The sequence below is a fragment of the Bacillus sp. 0102A genome (genome assembly GCF_036765155.1).
In the GTDB taxonomy this organism is placed as follows: domain Bacteria; phylum Bacillota; class Bacilli; order Bacillales; family Bacillaceae; genus Bacillus; species Bacillus subtilis_G.
Genome location: NZ_JBAIZW010000001.1, coordinates 161,513 through 178,374, shown reverse-complemented (window position 1 = coordinate 178,374; position 16,862 = coordinate 161,513). Strand labels below are relative to the sequence as shown.

The 16,862-nt window shown below is 44.0% G+C and carries 14 protein-coding genes and 1 pseudogene; 8 read left to right on the top strand and 7 right to left on the bottom strand.

Annotation, left to right across the window (positions count from 1 at the left end; translation table 11 throughout):
- The first annotated feature begins 30 nt into the window (after positions 1-30).
- The 3 genes from mce to V6D41_RS00990 are packed head-to-tail and all read left to right on the top strand — an operon-like array spanning position 31 to position 3,099.
- Positions 31-450: a methylmalonyl-CoA epimerase gene (gene mce, locus V6D41_RS01000; RefSeq protein WP_333516981.1), complete on the top strand. Its 420-nt coding sequence runs from the start codon at positions 31-33 to the stop codon at positions 448-450.
- Positions 443-1,966: an acyl-CoA carboxylase subunit beta gene (locus V6D41_RS00995; protein WP_333517414.1), complete on the top strand. Its 1,524-nt coding sequence runs from the start codon at positions 443-445 to the stop codon at positions 1,964-1,966. Before mce ends, V6D41_RS00995 begins: the two co-directional genes overlap by 8 nt.
- 17 nt (positions 1,967-1,983) lie before the next feature.
- The gene (locus V6D41_RS00990) at positions 1,984-3,099 is read left to right on the top strand and encodes a tripeptidase T (protein WP_333516980.1); all 1,116 of its coding nucleotides are present in this window, start codon (positions 1,984-1,986) and stop codon (positions 3,097-3,099) included.
- Positions 3,100-3,147: 48 nt separating this feature from the next.
- Here V6D41_RS00990 and V6D41_RS00985 read toward each other — a convergent pair.
- The 3 genes and pseudogenes from V6D41_RS00985 to mifM all read right to left on the bottom strand — a co-directional run bounded on the left by V6D41_RS00985 (position 3,148) and on the right by mifM (position 6,265).
- Positions 3,148-3,875 (bottom strand): annotated as a pseudogene (locus V6D41_RS00985) (YqjF family protein).
- A 1,245-nt stretch (positions 3,876-5,120) separates the two neighbouring features.
- On the bottom strand, positions 5,121-5,948 hold the full coding sequence (locus tag V6D41_RS00980; RefSeq protein WP_333516979.1) for a membrane protein insertase YidC: 828 nt from the start codon (positions 5,946-5,948) through the stop codon (positions 5,121-5,123).
- 29 nt (positions 5,949-5,977) lie between these two features.
- On the bottom strand, positions 5,978-6,265 hold the full coding sequence (gene mifM, locus V6D41_RS00975) for a membrane protein insertion/folding monitor MifM (protein ID WP_075746683.1): 288 nt from the start codon (positions 6,263-6,265) through the stop codon (positions 5,978-5,980).
- A gap of 72 nt (positions 6,266-6,337) precedes the next feature.
- Here mifM and V6D41_RS00970 point away from each other — a divergent pair, with 72 nt between their 5' ends.
- Together V6D41_RS00970 and gndA are read left to right on the top strand one after the other, a co-directional pair.
- Complete coding sequence (locus V6D41_RS00970; protein ID WP_333516978.1) at positions 6,338-7,582, top strand: DNA polymerase IV; 1,245 nt, start codon at positions 6,338-6,340, stop codon at positions 7,580-7,582.
- Between the two features lie 109 nt (positions 7,583-7,691).
- On the top strand, positions 7,692-9,101 hold the full coding sequence (gene gndA, locus V6D41_RS00965; RefSeq protein ID WP_148961980.1) for an NADP-dependent phosphogluconate dehydrogenase: 1,410 nt from the start codon (positions 7,692-7,694) through the stop codon (positions 9,099-9,101).
- A gap of 125 nt (positions 9,102-9,226) precedes the next feature.
- Here gndA and zwf read toward each other — a convergent pair whose 3' ends face one another.
- Positions 9,227-10,696, bottom strand: a complete 1,470-nt coding sequence (gene zwf, locus V6D41_RS00960) for a glucose-6-phosphate dehydrogenase (protein WP_333516977.1) — start codon at positions 10,694-10,696, stop codon at positions 9,227-9,229.
- A gap of 226 nt (positions 10,697-10,922) precedes the next feature.
- Between zwf and rnz the strand changes: the two genes are divergently transcribed.
- Together rnz and rpmG are read left to right on the top strand one after the other, a co-directional pair.
- Complete coding sequence (rnz, locus tag V6D41_RS00955; protein ID WP_333516976.1) at positions 10,923-11,846, top strand: ribonuclease Z; 924 nt, start codon at positions 10,923-10,925, stop codon at positions 11,844-11,846.
- 81 nt (positions 11,847-11,927) lie between these two features.
- The gene (gene rpmG, locus V6D41_RS00950; protein ID WP_003226511.1) at positions 11,928-12,077 is read left to right on the top strand and encodes a 50S ribosomal protein L33; all 150 of its coding nucleotides are present in this window, start codon (positions 11,928-11,930) and stop codon (positions 12,075-12,077) included.
- Positions 12,078-12,119: 42 nt separating this feature from the next.
- Here rpmG and V6D41_RS00945 read toward each other — a convergent pair whose 3' ends face one another.
- The gene (locus tag V6D41_RS00945) at positions 12,120-12,881 is read right to left on the bottom strand and encodes an alpha/beta fold hydrolase (protein ID WP_333516554.1); all 762 of its coding nucleotides are present in this window, start codon (positions 12,879-12,881) and stop codon (positions 12,120-12,122) included.
- 109 nt (positions 12,882-12,990) lie between these two features.
- Positions 12,991-14,007, bottom strand: coding sequence for an NADPH dehydrogenase NamA (namA, locus tag V6D41_RS00940; protein ID WP_333516975.1), 1,017 nt, complete (start codon positions 14,005-14,007; stop codon positions 12,991-12,993).
- A gap of 173 nt (positions 14,008-14,180) precedes the next feature.
- Between namA and V6D41_RS00935 the strand changes: the two genes are divergently transcribed.
- Complete coding sequence (locus V6D41_RS00935) at positions 14,181-15,815, top strand: M20/M25/M40 family metallo-hydrolase (RefSeq protein WP_333516974.1); 1,635 nt, start codon at positions 14,181-14,183, stop codon at positions 15,813-15,815.
- Positions 15,816-15,856: 41 nt separating this feature from the next.
- Here V6D41_RS00935 and proC read toward each other — a convergent pair whose 3' ends face one another.
- Entirely contained in the window at positions 15,857-16,687 is an 831-nt protein-coding gene (proC, locus tag V6D41_RS00930) for a pyrroline-5-carboxylate reductase (protein WP_333516973.1), read from the bottom strand.
- Positions 16,688-16,862 lie beyond the last annotated feature (175 nt).

Below are 16,862 nucleotides of genomic sequence, written 5' to 3'. Positions count from 1 at the left end.
AATATCTATTGGCGGAAAGCAGGGATGAAAATGAACAGGCTTGACCATATCGGGATAGCCGTTTTTTCGATAGAAGAAGCGAGAAGCTTTTATGAAGACGTATTGGGGCTTGCGTTTCTTCATCAAGAAACGGTTGAAGAGCAAAAGGTGAATGTTGCTTTTTTTCAAGCGGGAAGCGTCAAACTGGAGCTGATTGAGCCGCTGACATCTGACAGCCCCGTCCGTTTCTTTTTGGAGAAGAAAGGGCAGGGGCTGCATCATGTTGCATTTTTATGCACCAGCTTATCTGAACAGCTGCAAGCATTGTCTGACCGGCAAGTTCAATTGATCGACAGGTATCCAAGACAGGGAGCAAACGGGAAATGGATCGCCTTTCTTTCACCGCGGGAAACAAACGGCGTTCTTGTAGAGCTTTGCGAGCCGAAAGGAGAAACCAATGAACATGAATGAGCACATTGATCATTTATACACGAGGCGCAGGCAGGCAGAACAAGGCGGAGGACATGAAAAACTGGCCCAGCAGCGGCAAAAGGGAAAGCTCACCGCTCGTGAAAGGATCACATTTCTTCTTGATCAGGGCAGCTTTATCGAGCTGCATCCCTTCATGGAAAGCCAAGCGCTAACAAGAGAACAGCGCATTTTAGGCGATGGGGTCGTAACAGGATACGGCACAATTGACGGCCGCTCTGTATATGTATTTGCGCAGGACTTCACAGTGTTCGGCGGGGCGCTCGGCGAAACCCATGCCAAAAAAATCTGCGCTCTGATGGATCTGGCAGCAAAAAATAAGGCGCCGATTATCGGGCTGAATGACTCAGGTGGTGCGAGAATTCAAGAGGGTGTGGTATCATTAGATGGATACGGTCACATATTTTACCGAAACGTCTTATATTCAGGAGTCATTCCGCAAATATCGGTTATTTTAGGGCCGTGTGCTGGAGGCGCTGTATACTCTCCGGCCCTCACAGATTTTATCTTTATGGCTGAACAGACCGGCCGGATGTTTATTACCGGGCCAAAGGTGATTGAAAAAGTGACAGGAGAACAGGTAGATGCGGAGAGCTTAGGCGGAGCGGGGATACATAATGCCGTCAGCGGGAACGCCCACTTTTCCGGACATACGGAGAAGGAGGTTCTGACAGGGGTGAAAAAACTGCTGTCTTATTTGCCGCTGAAGGGCCAGACAACAGTGCCGCAGCCAGAGAAAGAGGTCTCAAGGCCGTTATTAAACCGTCTCGTGCCCGCTGACACGACAAAGCCGTACGATGTGCGGACGGTGATTAAAGAGCTGGCAGATCGGCAGTCTTTTTTTGAAATTCAGCCGTTTTTTGCGAAAAACATTGTCATCGGGTTTGCAAGGCTGTGTGAAAAAACAATCGGCATCGTTGCGAGCCAGCCGAAGCATCTGGCGGGCAGCCTGACGATTGACGCTGCTGATAAAGCGGCAAGGTTCATCCGTTTTTGTGACGCATTTGATATACCACTGTTAACTGTCGAGGATGTGCCGGGATTTCTTCCTGGTATTCAGCAGGAGCATAACGGAATTATCAGGCACGGCGCAAAATTATTGTATGCCTATGCAGAAGCGACCGTCCCAAAAGTCACGCTCATTATCAGAAAAGCGTACGGCGGCGCCTATGTGGCCATGAACAGCAAAGCAATCGGAGCGGACCTTGTGTTTGCGTGGCCGAATGCTGAAATCGCAGTGATGGGTTCAGAAGGCGCGGCATCGATTTTGTATGAAAAGGACATAAAAACTTCGGCAGACCCGGAAAAGACAAAACGTGAAAAAACGGCTGAATACAAAAAGCAAAACGCCGGCCCGTACAAAGCGGCGGCCTGCGGAATGGTCGATGACATCATTTTGCCTGAAGAATCTAGGAAAAGGCTGATTCAAGCCTTTTACATGCTTGCACATAAGACAGAAGAGAGGCCGAAAAAAAAGCACGGTAACATACCGCTTTAATATGGAGGGACTTACAAATGGTGAATGAAAAACGCCTGCTGGAAGAATTTTTAGAGCTTGTCCAAATTGACTCAGAAACAAAACACGAAGCAGAAATTTGCAAAGTGCTGAAACAAAAATTTTCTGATTTAGGTGTGGATGTAAAAGAAGACGATACAATGGATATCACTGGTCATGGAGCCGGAAACCTGATCTGCACATTAAAAGGGACAAAACAAGCAGATACGATCTATTTTACATCTCATATGGACACAGTTGTGCCCGGAAACGGCGTAAAACCGGTTGTTGAAGAAGGCTATGTCAAAACAGACGGCACTACAATTTTAGGCGCTGATGATAAAGCGGGGCTGGCTGCAATGTTTGAAGCGATTAAAGTACTGAAAGAAGAAAACATTGAGCACGGCACGATTGAATTCATCATCACAGTAGGTGAGGAATCAGGCCTGATCGGAGCGAAGGCGCTTGACCGTTCTATGATCACGGCATCCTACGGCTATGCCCTTGACTCAGACGGAAAAGTCGGGAATATCATTGTGGCCGCGCCGACACAGGCGAAGGTAAGAGCGGTAATTTACGGGAAAACCGCACATGCCGGGGTTGAACCTGAAAAAGGCGTTTCTGCCATCACAATCGCTAGCAAAGCCATTTCAAAAATGCCATTGGGCCGCATCGACAAAGAAACAACAGCAAACATCGGCCGGTTTGAAGGCGGCACACAAACAAATATTGTGTGCGATGAAGTCCATATTCTTGCGGAAGCACGTTCTTTAGTTCCTGAGAAAATGGAAGGTCAGGTTCAAAAAATGAAAGCTGCTTTTGAAGCGGTCGCTGCTGATATGGGCGGACGCGCGGAAGTCGAAATTGAAGTGATGTATCCGGGCTTCAAATATCAAGACGGCGACCAAGTTGTTGAAATTGCGAAGAAAGCGGCAGCTAAAATCGGGCGCCCGAGCGAGCTGCAAACAAGCGGCGGCGGAAGCGACGCGAACGTGATTGCAGGTCATGGCATTCCGACGGTCAACCTTGCTGTCGGTTATGAGCAAATTCATACAAAAAATGAAAAAATGCCGATTGAAGAACTCGTTAAAACCGCGGAAATGGTTGTTGCCATTATTGAAGAGGCGGCGAAATAAAAAAGGAAAACCCGAGTGCGCTTGCCCGCATCGGGTTTTTTCTTGCATTCAGCGCCATTGCCTAAGCGGCCAAAATAACACGTCCTGTTTTTTAGCGAAATGAAGCAAAGGGTCTGACTCTGGCAATGAAATGTCGTGAGCTTCAGCTATCGTATTGACTGAAAACTTGGCTTCGGCATTTTGTAACAGCCAAGGATGATGATGAATGTCTTCGTAATAGAGCTTGTTGCGATAAGTGGTGTAGAGTCTGTATCGTTCCGTCAGCCAATAATCGAGAGCATCCTCTTCCGCTGTAAAAGGAGCTGAAATGGGCCGGTATGCGGCGCGGAATGCTGCTTCTCCGTCGCCTCTCCGCTTGCAGAGATAGTCAATGCCATCACCATTTTTTCAGCTTTCATATCCGCGTAAAAATAAGGTAAATGAAAGAACGTGCGAGCGCCCAGGACCGCCAGCCGATGATCAGCATCTAAGCTGAAAAAATAAATGCCGGGTTTGCCTTTATATGTGACATAGGTGCGGAGGTTAAGCTCAGGAAACGCACGCGCACCGGGAATGGCAGGGAGAAAACGCGCCCTCAAGTTCGTGAGCATAAAGAGAAGCATGCTGATCCAAACTTGTCCGTTATATGTATCTAACTCTAAAACCGGCGGAATCCTAGCCCGAAGGTTAGAAGCATCAACAGGCCAGTGGGCAAATAAGACATCATTCCATGTTTGTCTCATGATCCACATTCCCTCAGGCACAGACATATTTTTTTGTTGAAAGCGTTCCGTCACGTATATGCTCCTTTCATTTAGATATGAGTAAAGGTATTCCCGGTTTCCATCTTTTTTAACGAAGCTGATAGAGAAAACACAAGTAGACACTTATAATCCATATTTAGTTGTTATAGGTCCCCTTACAGTGCGATCTTATGCCAAATTTCCTTTTTAATTAAAATGACAGATTTTAATAGGTTCTATAGGTTTCATCTCGCGATTGGTTTCTTTAAGGGGCTTGTATCATTTGCAATGATTGCCTTGGATTTATTATTAATAAATAATAACGAATATATAAGATTTTAAATCAAAAAATCAACTTTGGAATGACATTAATATTTGCTTCTTGCTCTATATTTAAGGGCAACAATTAAGTGAGGGATAAATTATGGCAGTACTCTTACAAAATATTGACTATATTATAACTTTCTTTTTGGCTATATTTTTCATATTTAAATTAGTTCAAGAAATAAAAAACAAAAAAAGACTTTCTTTATCAATCGTTTTTTTGCTTATCAGTACCTATTTTCTAATCAAAGCTTTCTTTATCATTAGCATATTCATTGGATAGACCATAGATACCTTAATAGTTATAGACTTAATTCCGTAAAAGTAGATTACTAAAAATGTATAAGGAGAAGGGAAGTAGATTGTTAAGTTTTACAGAAGAAGCCTTTCTTAAAAAATTAATACGTTGTTATAAAAGTTAAAAATGCAGGTGGTAGGCTAAAGTATGTATTCTGACGTGTTTTGTTTCGCGGTGTAATTTCCATAACTTATTGGATTAATGTAAGGTGAAAGAAATTCTCGGTCACTGTCTAAAGGAATTCACTTACATCCTTTTTTTGAATATTTCTTCAATTGTATTGATTTTCATTATGCTTAAATTGATTTATTAGACGATTATCTTAATTGGTTGAAACTGAATTAGTTGGTTGTGGATTTTAATTAGATACGCTAGATTAATGTATTCTCTAATAAACATTGTCAATTGTCACACGAGTCTGATCTTTCCTTTTAGTATATCTGATTCTACATTTTGCAAAGCTTTTTACATATATAATGATATGAAAACTCCTCAATCATGGTTGATTCTGCTCCATTTATTGGACATTGACGAGGTTTAGCTCAGTTGATTTGTTGCCTTTTTTTATATACGTTTTTTAGATTTTTTCATAAAAATACCCCTTTAAGTAAGTAGGACTCTGCTTCTCCGGTCCACTTACTTAAAGGGGATAATATCAACAAATATGAAACTGCTTTTTATTTCACCGGCTCAGTAAGAGCAGCTGCTTTTTTAGTTTTATGGTGTGTCATCTGAAGGACGATGTTTTGCACTGTTAGGAACAGCCCGCTTGTGAACCAGTACAGCGGAAGGGCTGCAGGAACATTAAGCGAGAAAATCGTCATCATCACAGGGAAGATGAACACCATCAGTTTGGCTGATTGCTGAGCTGCCGGGTTTTGCGGAACAGCGGAATATTTTGCGCTCAGTTTTTGAGCAACATAGGCCTGAATAAAGTACATAGCTCCCGCACTAAGAGACACGAGAATGTCAGATTGTCCTAAACTGAACCATAAAAACGAGTGTGACGCAATTTCAGGTGTAGAGCGAATCGCGTAATAAAACCCAATCAAAATAGGGAACTGAATCAGCATTGGGAGACATCCCATGGCAAGCGGATTGATATTGTGCTCCTGATACAGCTTCATCATTTTCGTTTGCAGTTCTTTTTGCTGTTCTGGGTCCTTCGTCTTTTTCAATTTGTCCTGAATGCTGTCAACCTGGGGTTTAATAACCGCCATTTTCTCTTGGAACAAACGCTGTTTTTTAAACTGATTGACAAACAAAGGCAGTACAACCACACGCACAATAATGGTTACGAGAATAATAGACAGTCCGTATTCTCCGTGAAACAGTCCGGCAACACCTTTAAGCAGAGCGGAAAACGGTTCGATTAAATAGTCGTGGAAAAAACCGACGTTGCTGAGGCCTCCCACCTGATTAGTCGCCGCAAACGCTGCATTGCCCGAGCATAATACGATCAAAAAGATACCTACAGCCAAAAGTTTTTGATATGTTTTTAACAATTTGTTCTCCTCCTTTTTATAAATGCGGTTTATAAAAGAAGGGAACTGGCGTCTTCATCATCGTTCACAGGCGAATTCATGCGGAAGACTTTACGTATCCAAGTTGTAATGCGATGATATATAATAATGAGAAAGTCTGTTCGGTTTATTTGAAAGACCGTCTGATGTTCGTCTGTTCGTTTTGATTTCCATTGCTCGCCGGCACGGCATTCTCGTAAAAGAAACGCAATCCCAATTGCAGTCAGAGCCGGAAGAATAATTGTGAAAAAATCGACTAAGAATAAAACGTCATTTATCGATTCCACAAACATTGTCATCACATCCATTCAATACCTTCATTTTACTATATGTACAAGCCGTTGTCTAATGAACGAAAAGGAGATTTATTTATGCAGGGAAAGGGCCGAATTATTTTCCATATTGATATGAATAGCTTCTATGCATCGGTGGAAATGGCATATGATCCGGCTCTCCGGGGGAAGCCGGTCGCAGTTGCCGGAAATGTAAAGGAGCGAAAGGGCATCGTGGTGACATGCAGCTACGAAGCAAGAGCGCGCGGCGTTAAAACAACGATGCCGGTTTGGGAAGCGAAGCGCAATTGTCCTGAGCTAATCGTTCTTCCGCCGAACTTTGACCGCTATAGAAACTCTTCAAGAGCGATGTTTAACATCCTCCGTGAATATACTGACCTGGTGGAGCCTGTCTCCATTGACGAAGGCTATATGGATATGACCGATACACCATACAGCAGCCGCGCTCTGGAGACGGCAAAAGAAATCCAAAGCAGGCTGCAAAAAGAGCTGCTGCTTCCGTCAAGCATAGGGATCGCGCCGAATAAATTTCTCGCTAAGATGGGGTCTGATATGAAAAAACCGCTTGGCATCACGATTTTAAGAAAGAGACAAGTGCCTGATATCCTTTGGCCGCTTCCTGTTGGAGAGATGCACGGAGTCGGCAAAAAGACAGCGGAAAAGCTGAAGGGACTCGGCATTCATACGATTGGAGAGTTAGCTGCAGCTGATGAACACTCGCTGAAACGCCTGCTTGGCATCAACGGCCCGCGTCTTAAACAGAAAGCAAACGGCATTCACCATGCGCCGGTTGACCCGGAACGCATTTACGAATTTAAAAGTGTCGGCAACTCATCGACACTTTCACACGATTCCAGTGATGAAGAAGAGCTGTTAGGCGTTTTCAGAAAGCTTTCCGCTTCCGTGAGTGATCGCTTACAGCGAAAGGAAGTCATGGCTTCGAAGCTTTTTATTATGATTAGATATGCAGATTGGAAAACCATCACGAGAAGCATCACGCTGAAAAATCCGATCGATCAAAAAAGTGAAATAATGAAAGAAGCGGAGCACCTCTTTTTTAAACACTGGAATAAAAATCCTGTCAGGCTGCTTGGTATTACCGGAACGGATTTAGTAGAAAAAGAACAGGCCTATAAGCAGCTCGATTTGTTCAGTTTTAATGAAGATGCGAAGGATGAGCCCATTCAGCAGATGATGGAAAAGCTGAATGATAGGTACGGATCCAAGCTGATCAGAAAAGGGGCAAGGATAAAAAAGGAGGAGAGCAAAACGAAGGGAACAAGCTTTAATAAAGATTTTTTTCAGGATGAAAAGAAAAGGTGAATAGCTTGAAAAAAAGGGTGAAAGTATGGTAATTTCTTTATTATAAATATCATTTTATTTTAATTTAAATTTTAAAATGATTAAACGTTTGCAGAAGGGACGTTAGAATATGTCAAAACAACAAATCGGAGTTATCGGACTTGCGGTCATGGGTAAGAATCTGGCTTTAAATATCGAGAGCCGGGGATTTTCTGTTTCTGTTTACAACAGATCAAGCAGTAAAACGGAGGAGTTTTTGCAGGAGGCAAAAGAAAAAAATGTTGTTGGCACATACAGCATTGAAGAATTTGTTCAATCCTTGGAAACACCGCGTAAAATCTTATTAATGGTGAAAGCGGGAACTGCAACAGATGCGACAATTCAATCTCTTCTTCCTCATTTAGAAAAGGATGATATTTTAATTGACGGCGGTAATACATACTATAAAGATACACAGCGCCGTAACAAAGAACTTGCAGAAAGCGGCATTCATTTTATCGGAACAGGCGTTTCCGGCGGTGAAGAAGGAGCACTTAAAGGGCCTTCTATCATGCCAGGCGGACAAAAAGAAGCACATGAGCTTGTGAAGCCGATTCTTGAAGCGATTTCTGCAAAAGTTGACGGAGAACCTTGTACGACATATATCGGTCCAGACGGTGCCGGCCATTATGTGAAAATGGTGCACAACGGGATTGAATACGGAGATATGCAGCTGATCTCTGAATCTTACTTCATTCTGAGACAGGTGCTTGGCCTCTCAGCTGATGAGCTCCATGAAGTTTTCGCTGAATGGAATAAAGGTGAGCTTGACAGCTACCTGATTGAGATTACAGCTGACATCTTCACGAAAAAAGACGAAGAGACAGGCAAACCTCTTGTTGATGTCATACTTGATAAAGCAGGCCAAAAAGGAACAGGAAAATGGACAAGCCAAAGCGCGCTTGACTTAGGCGTTCCGCTTCCGATTATTACTGAATCTGTATTCGCGCGCTTTATCTCAGCGATGAAGGAAGAGCGTGTGAAAGCGAGCGGCCTTCTTTCAGGACCGGAAGTGAAGCCTGTTACAGAAAATAAAGAAGAGCTGATTGAAGCGGTCAGAAAAGCGCTGTTTATGAGTAAAATCTGTTCGTACGCGCAAGGATTTGCCCAAATGAAAGCTGCTTCTGAAGAATATAACTGGGATCTGAAATATGGCGAAATTGCTATGATCTTCCGCGGGGGCTGCATCATCCGCGCGGCATTCCTTCAGAAGATCAAAGAAGCTTACGATCGCGAACCTGAGCTCGACAACCTGCTTCTTGACAGCTACTTCAAAAATATTGTAGAAAGCTACCAAGGAGCGCTTCGCCAAGTGATTTCACTTGCTGTTGCCCAAGGTGTGCCGGTGCCATCATTCTCAAGCGCATTAGCTTACTATGACAGCTACCGCACAGCTGTACTCCCTGCAAACTTAATTCAAGCGCAGCGTGACTACTTTGGCGCTCATACTTATGAGCGTACAGATAAAGAAGGTATCTTCCATACTGAATGGATGAAGTAATAGTGAACCCCGAAGCGCCTTAGGGCTTCGGGGTTTTTTGTTATTGAATTTGCGTCTTAAGGAATAGTCTTGACAGCTGCAAAAAAAGCCGAAAATGCTTTTGAGCATTTTCGGCTTTTTCTCTATTATATATTCCACCAATGCAAGCCGTCTTTCGCCAAAAGATCATCTGATTCTTTCGGTCCCATAGAGCCTGACTCATAGTTAGGAGATAAGGTTTTGTTTGCTGCCCATGTTTCAGAAATGGAGTCGACAAAGCTCCAAGACAGGGCAACTTCATCCCAGTGTGCAAAGTTTGTTGCATCTCCAAGAAGACAGTCATGAATTAACTTTTCGTATGCTTCAGGGGTGTTCATCTCATCATTGCAATTGCTGCAGTAATCCAGTTTGATTGGCTGCGCGTGTGCTGCTCCGCCGAGCTTTTTAGCATTTAAGTAAAGCGTAATGCCTTCGTCAGGCTGAATATGGATCACGAGCAAGTTTGGATTCATGTTGTTTTCATTGCCGTAGTACAGGTTCATCGGAATGTCCTTAAATTGAACGACGATTTTCGTGGACTTTTCTTTCATTCGTTTTCCGGTGCGGATATAGAATGGAACACCAGCCCATCTGAAGTTGTCGATCAAGAGCTTTCCTGAAACAAAGGTTTCTGTATTTGAGTCAGGAGCGACATTATCTTCATCCGTATAAGCAGGGACCATCACACCGTCAATTTCACCGGCTTGATATTGTCCGCGTACAAAATACTCATCTACTTCGTCTTTTGCAACAGGGCGCAGTGCTCTCAGCACCTTCACTTTTTCGCTGCGGATTTCTTCTGTGTTCAATTTGATCGGCGGCTCCATTGCAAGAAGGGCAACCATTTGCATGATATGGTTTTGCACCATGTCGCGCAGGGCGCCTGATTTTTCGTAATATCTCGCACGGTCTTCGACGCCAAGTGATTCGCTAGATGTGATTTGAATATTTGAGATGTAGCGGTTCGTCCAAAGCGGTTCGAAAATCGCGTTGGCAAATCGAATCACTTCAATGTTCTGAACCATTTGTTTGCCTAGGTAATGGTCGATTCTGTAAATTTGATCTTCTGTAAACGCTTCGCGGATTTCTTTGTTCAGTGCCTGTGCGCTTGGCAGATCATGGCCGAACGGCTTTTCAATGACAAGGCGGGACCAGCCTGTTGTTGCTGTCACACCTTCTGATTTTAATGTTTTTGCAATTGTCCCGAAGAATTCAGGAGCCATTGCCAAGTAGAACATTCTGTTGTTCGGAATTTGATATGTATCTTCCAGCTGGTTAAGCAATACGTTAAGCTCTTGATAAGAGCCAGGATTTGTCACGTCGAACGGGTGATAGTAAAAATGAGACGTGAAATCATCTATATGTTTATCTGCAGATGAGGAAATGGATGTTTTAACCGTTTGGCGAAGATCCTCATTAGACCAAGGTCTTCTTCCAACTCCTACTACTGCAAACTCTTCTCCGATTTGTCCGTTTTGATATAAACGGTGGATAGACGGATACAGTTTTCGTTTTGCTAAATCTCCCGTTGCGCCGAATATGACAATTACTGCTTTTGGTTGTTGGTTTGTTTTCACTAAAAGTACCTCACTTTATTCGAAGCTTTATTTTAGTACACCCCGTATATTTTCTTCATTTTAAATCTAAAATTGAACGAAAGCAAACATTTCAGCCCCTTTTTTTGCAGAATACCGTAAAAATGTCTCTAGAACAAAAGGATTGTTCCTTTCAGAGGCAAGATTCACATTTTACGCATGATCCTGTATTCTTGTAGGTAACTAGTTCTAGTAGGAGGAAGGAAATGTGGAATTACTTTTTTTAGGGACGGGAGCCGGCATTCCCGCTAAGGCGAGAAACGTAACGTCGGTGGCGTTAAAATTGCTTGAAGAAAGACGTTCGGTATGGCTGTTTGACTGCGGGGAAGCCACACAGCATCAAATTTTACATACCACGATTAAACCACGTAAAATCGAAAAAATCTTCATTACCCACATGCACGGCGATCATGTATACGGACTTCCAGGGCTTCTGGGGAGCCGTTCTTTTCAAGGGGGAGAGGACGAGCTGACGGTGTACGGACCTAAAGGGATCAAGGCGTTTATTGAAACAAGCCTCGCCGTCACGAAAACCCATCTGACATACCCGCTTATGATCAAGGAAATCGAAGAAGGAATCGTGTTTGAAGACGAGCAGTTTATGGTCTCGGCCGTATCTGTTATTCATGGAGTGGAAGCTTTCGGATACCGTGTGCAGGAAAAAGATGTGCCTGGTTCCTTAAAGGCGGATTTATTAAAGGAAATGAACATCCCGCCCGGGCCTGTGTATCAAAAAATTAAAAAAGGCGAAACGGTAACGCTTGAAGACGGGCGCATCATCAATGGGAATGATTTTCTGGAGCCTCCTAAGAAGGGAAGGGCTGTGGTATTTTCCGGAGATACGAGAGTAAGTGCTAAGCTAAAAGACCTTGCAAGAGATTGTGATGTGCTTGTTCATGAAGCGACCTTTGCTAAGGAAGATCGGAAGCTTGCTTATGATTATTTTCACAGTACAACGGAACAAGCAGCCGTAACAGCGAAAGAAGCAGGGGCGAAGAAGCTCATTTTAACCCATATCAGCGCCAGATATCAGGGAGATGCCTCTCTGGAGCTTCAGAAAGAAGCGGATGACGTTTTCCCGAACAGCGTAGCGGCTTATGATTTCTTAGAGGTAAACGTCCCCCGGGGCTGAGGCAAAGAGCTCTTATTTGACAATTTGTAATTATGTTGTATAATAAAACGTAATCATTACGCTTTATAAGGAGATGTTAATATGAGAGTCAATGTTACTTTAGCCTGCACTGAAACGGGAGACCGGAATTACATCACAACAAAAAACAAACGCACCAATCCAGATCGTTTAGAGCTGAAAAAATATTCACCGCGTTTAAAGAAATATACCCTTCATCGTGAAACGAAATAATAGAAAAGAAGACCGGGCGTACATACCCGGTCTTCTTTTATGTTAATTGACTGCCTGATAAAGTGGAGTAGCCTGCTGGCACGCTGCACACCATACATCATAAATAGCCAAATGAACGATATGAGGTTCATCATGATGGATGTTGTGAGAGCTGTTTTTAGCTTGAATCCAGCCGCTTTGATGAGATAGAGACAATATGCTGCTGTGCATGTTTAGCCACTCTTGTTCAGCGGTGAATTTCTCAGTCCGTTCACCCGATGACAACACAAGGAGAGGCATGTTTCCCAAATGGACTTGCTTCCGTTTGAGCTCCTGCAGGCTTCTTGAAAATTCTGCATGTGTGCCCTCAAGCATCATCTTTCTTGTATCAGCATTGTGCATTTCTTCAGGAATAAAGGAGCAGCTTGCACAATCTCCTAAAGCTGGATCAAGGAGAACCATGCCGATAATATCTCGCTTGTTTTTGCAAGCCCATAAACCGGTGATGACAGCTCCATATGAATGTGAAACAGCCAGATAAGGAGGTTTTACATCTGCTGCTTTAAGCAAACTCTCCAATTCTTCCCCTTTTTGTTCAGCTGTTCGTTTAGCGCTGCTTTGTCCGCTTTTTCCTATTCCCGCCCGATCATATGTAAAAATGCCAAATTCATCATCAATGTCCGCTATTAATGGGTTCCACGTCTCAGAAGAAGTACCGTAGCCGGCCTCAAAGACAATCGTTACACCGCTTGATCCTCTCCGGTGTTGTGTATGAAACGCACATCCGTCAATTGTATATGTCTTTTCCATCCAAGCTGAGTTCATTGGAGTCATCTCCTCTAATTGGTTCTACTAGGGAGACGGAGAACCTGAGCTGATCGTTTCTCTAAAAATAAAAAAAGAGATATCCGTTTGAGGATATCTCTTGTGGGCATTACCAGCCTCTCTCATATTGAACAGGGGCCGGAATCTCTGTATTGAGCTGTTTCGCTGCTGTTCTTGCAAAGAAAGGATCCCGCAAAAGCTCTCTGCCGATAAAGATGAGGTCGGCACGTCCATTTTGCAGAATTTCTTCAGCCATCGAACCGTCTGTAATCATGCCGACAGCACCAGTTGCCATGTCGGCCTGTTCACGGATTTTCTCAGCGAAGCTGACTTGATAGCCGGGGAATACGTTAATGTCTGCGTGAACAAGGGCGCCTGAACTGCAGTCAATTAAGTCAACACCCTGCTCCTTCATCCATTTTGCAAAACCGATGTGATCGGCGATGTCTAAGCCTTTATCTGTATAGTCAGAAGCAGATACACGGACAAATAAAGGGCCGTTCCATACTTGTTTGACTTCATCAATGATCTCTCTTAAGAAACGATAACGGTTTTCTGGTGAGCCGCCGTATTCATCTGTGCGATGGTTGGAAAGCGGAGATAAAAATTCGTGAATTAAGTATCCGTGCGCCGCATGAATTTCAATCATATCAAAGCCGGCTTCTTTTGCGCGGGCAGCCGCTTGTTTGAACTCGCGGATTGTTTCTTTTATTTTTTCTGCTGACATTTCTACAGGTGTTGCTGATTGTTCGTCAAACGCAATCGCCGATGGAGCGAAAATATCTCCTTCAAGCTCTGCTTTACGTCCGGCATGGGCAAGCTGAACGCCGATTTTTGAGCCTTGTTCTTTAACCTGCTCAGTCAGTTTGGCAAAGCCTTCAATATGCTCGTCACTCCAAATTCCTAAGTCTTGGTCTGTGATTCGTCCTTGAGGATTAACTGCTGATGCCTCGACAATAATCAGCCCGACCTGGCCGATTGCGCGCGATATGTAATGTGCCATGTGGAACGGCGTCAATTTTCCGTCCTTTTCATGAGAAGAGTACATGCACATTGGCGACATGACAATGCGGTTTTTTAACGTCATATCTTTAATGGTAATCGGTGTGAATAATTTTCTGGCCATTTCTTTCGCCTCCCGTAAGGTTTTTAGAGGTTGATTATATCAAGTCATTTCTTTCCCGTCATATAAACTGCTCAAAAGATCCGTTTTTGTCAAACATTTCTGTATAATAGATATATAATCATATTATTTTTCAAGTTAGAAGCGTTTTTATACATAGGAGGGGGCGGAGATCGATGAATTGGCAGACGAAGGACGAATTGCTGACCCTTTTAACTTCTCTTGTGCAATACGAAAGCATCACCGGTTCGAAGGGAGAGGCAGCACTTGCAGAATATCTTTATTTTATTTTGAAAGACAAGCCTTACTTTCAAAAACATCCTGATGATGTAACACTTCATCCGATGGACGACGGCAGATCCTTTCTTACGGCTCTTGTCAAAAAGAAGAATGTCAAAAAGACAGTGCTTTTGCTGAGCCATTTTGATGTCGTGGACATAGAGGATTACGGAGAATTCAAACATATGGCTTGTAAGCCTGCTGAGCTTTTGAGCTCCTTTTTAGAGAAAAAAGAGCTGCTTCCGGAACGTGTGAGAACAGACGCTGAAAGCGGAGACTGGCTGTTCGGAAGAGGCACGATGGATATGAAAGCAGGGCTTGCCGTTCAGCTGTCGATGCTGGAGCGGGCAATGAACGGCCAATTTGAAGGCAATCTGCTGTTGATTACGGTTCCTGACGAGGAAGTGAATTCGAGAGGCATGATTGAAGCGGTTCCTGTACTGAAGGAAATGGAGAAAAAGCATGATCTCTCATTTTCCGCTTGTCTGAATGCTGAACCGATGTTCGAAAAATTTCCCGGCGACCAGCAGCAATATATTTATACAGGAAGTATCGGCAAGGTGCTTGCGGGATTTTTCTGCAAGGGGATTGAAACCCATGTCGGAGAGCCGTTTTCAGGCATAAACGCAAATTTAATGGTATCGGAGATTAACCGCTTGCTTGAACTGAATTCTGATTATTGCGAGAAGGTTGAAGGTGAAGTCACCCCGCCGCCGGTAAACTTAATGCAAAAGGACTTGAAAGAGGCGTATTCTGTTCAGACACCGCATACAGCTGTCACGTTATTTAATGTGCTGTCCATGAAACGCTCAGCCAATGAACTGCATCAGATGCTGCTTAAAACCGCAGAACAGGCGGCGAGAGAAATAACCGCGAATATTAGGAAGAAAACACAGGATTTTCAGCAATTTGAGTCGTTTACGCCGATGGAACGCGACGTCTCTGTTTTGACATTTGATGAGCTGGCCGCGCGTGCGAGAAAGCGTGCCGGAAACTCTGAAATAGAGCGGGTTCTGAATTATGCCTTTGCCAACAGGGGAGATCTTGGGGACAGGGATTTTTCGACGAAAATGGTATCTGAGCTTGCTTCGCTTTGTAAGGAGGATGCGCCGCTGATTGTTCTTTTTTACAGCCCGCCGTTTTATCCGGCGGTTTCTTCAAAGGACGATCACTTGATTAGGAATACAGCTGATCAGCTTATGCATTATGCGGCTGACAGATACGGCATTGCGTTACAGGAGGTTCAGTATTTCCCGGGACTTTCAGACTTAAGCTATCTACAGCTCGAAAAGCAGGAAGTCGACGCATACACAAGCAATATGCCGCTCTTTAATAGAGGATATTCACTGCCAAGCGGCAAAGATCAGGCTTTATATATCCCGGTTTTAAATGTCGGTCCGGCTGGAAAAGACCCGCACAAATGGACGGAAAGGCTGTATATGCCTTATTCCTTTGAAGTGCTTCCCGATTTGCTTTCATTTACGATCTCCGCGCTATTAAAACCATCAGAAACTGCCAGCCGGCTGATTTAGGAAAAACAAAAGACAGAAGGCATTGTCCCTTCTGTCTAGGCTTACGTCTCTAAAGCGGCACCGGAAAACTGCTCTTTAATCTCGGCGCTGCGTTTAGCGGTTTCTTCAACACAGTGAATAATCGCTTCTTCAAAGCGTGAGTCCTGTAAAGCGCGAAGACCTGCCTCTGTTGTGCCTCTCGGACTCGTGATTTCCTTGCGCAGTTTTGCGGGCTGTTTGCCGCTTTGAAGGAGCATATCTGTTGCCCCTGCCATTGTCTGCAAAATCAGAGCCTTTGCCGTTTCCTCATCCAATCCTATTTTTTGCGCCGCTTTTTCCATTGCTTCAATATAACGGTACACGAAGGCCGGGCCGCTGCCGGCTATTGCCGTGACAGCGTCGAGATGCCGTTCCTCAACAAGTGTGGCATCACCGATTGTTTCCAATAAAGCTTTTGCGGCGGTCATATCTTCCTGGCTTGCTTCAGCGCTTACGGAAAATCCGGTTGCTGATTTGCGGATGGCTGCAGATGTATTAGGCATGACGCGAATGACCGCGAGCTTTCTGCCAAAATAGTGCTGAATAGTTTCGATGGTAAGACCTGCAAGTACTGAAATCACAAGCTGGCCCTTGATATACGAACGGATGCTGTCAATGCTTTCCGCTGCGTCCTTCGGTTTAAAAGCGAGGATGATGATATCGGTTTGAGTGAAAAACTCATTTTTATCTCTGCAGGGACACACGCCGTACGTTTTCTTTAATTCAATCAAACGCTCGTCATTTGAGCGGTTTGTGATATAGATATGTTCTGGTTTTGTGATGCCGCTTTGCAAAATACCGTTAATCATTGCTTCTGCCATGGACCCGGCGCCGACAAATCCTATCTTTTTCATTGATATCCTCCTTTAATCAGAACAGCAAAAAACCTTTTCATCACGTAAAGGACGAAAAGGTTCGCGGTACCACCCTCATTAGCACAAGTTGTGCTCAGCTCTAATCTCGTAACGAGGGAAACGTTTAGGTTTTCCTAACCGCGACTTGAGGGCAGGTTCTACAAACAAGCGGACC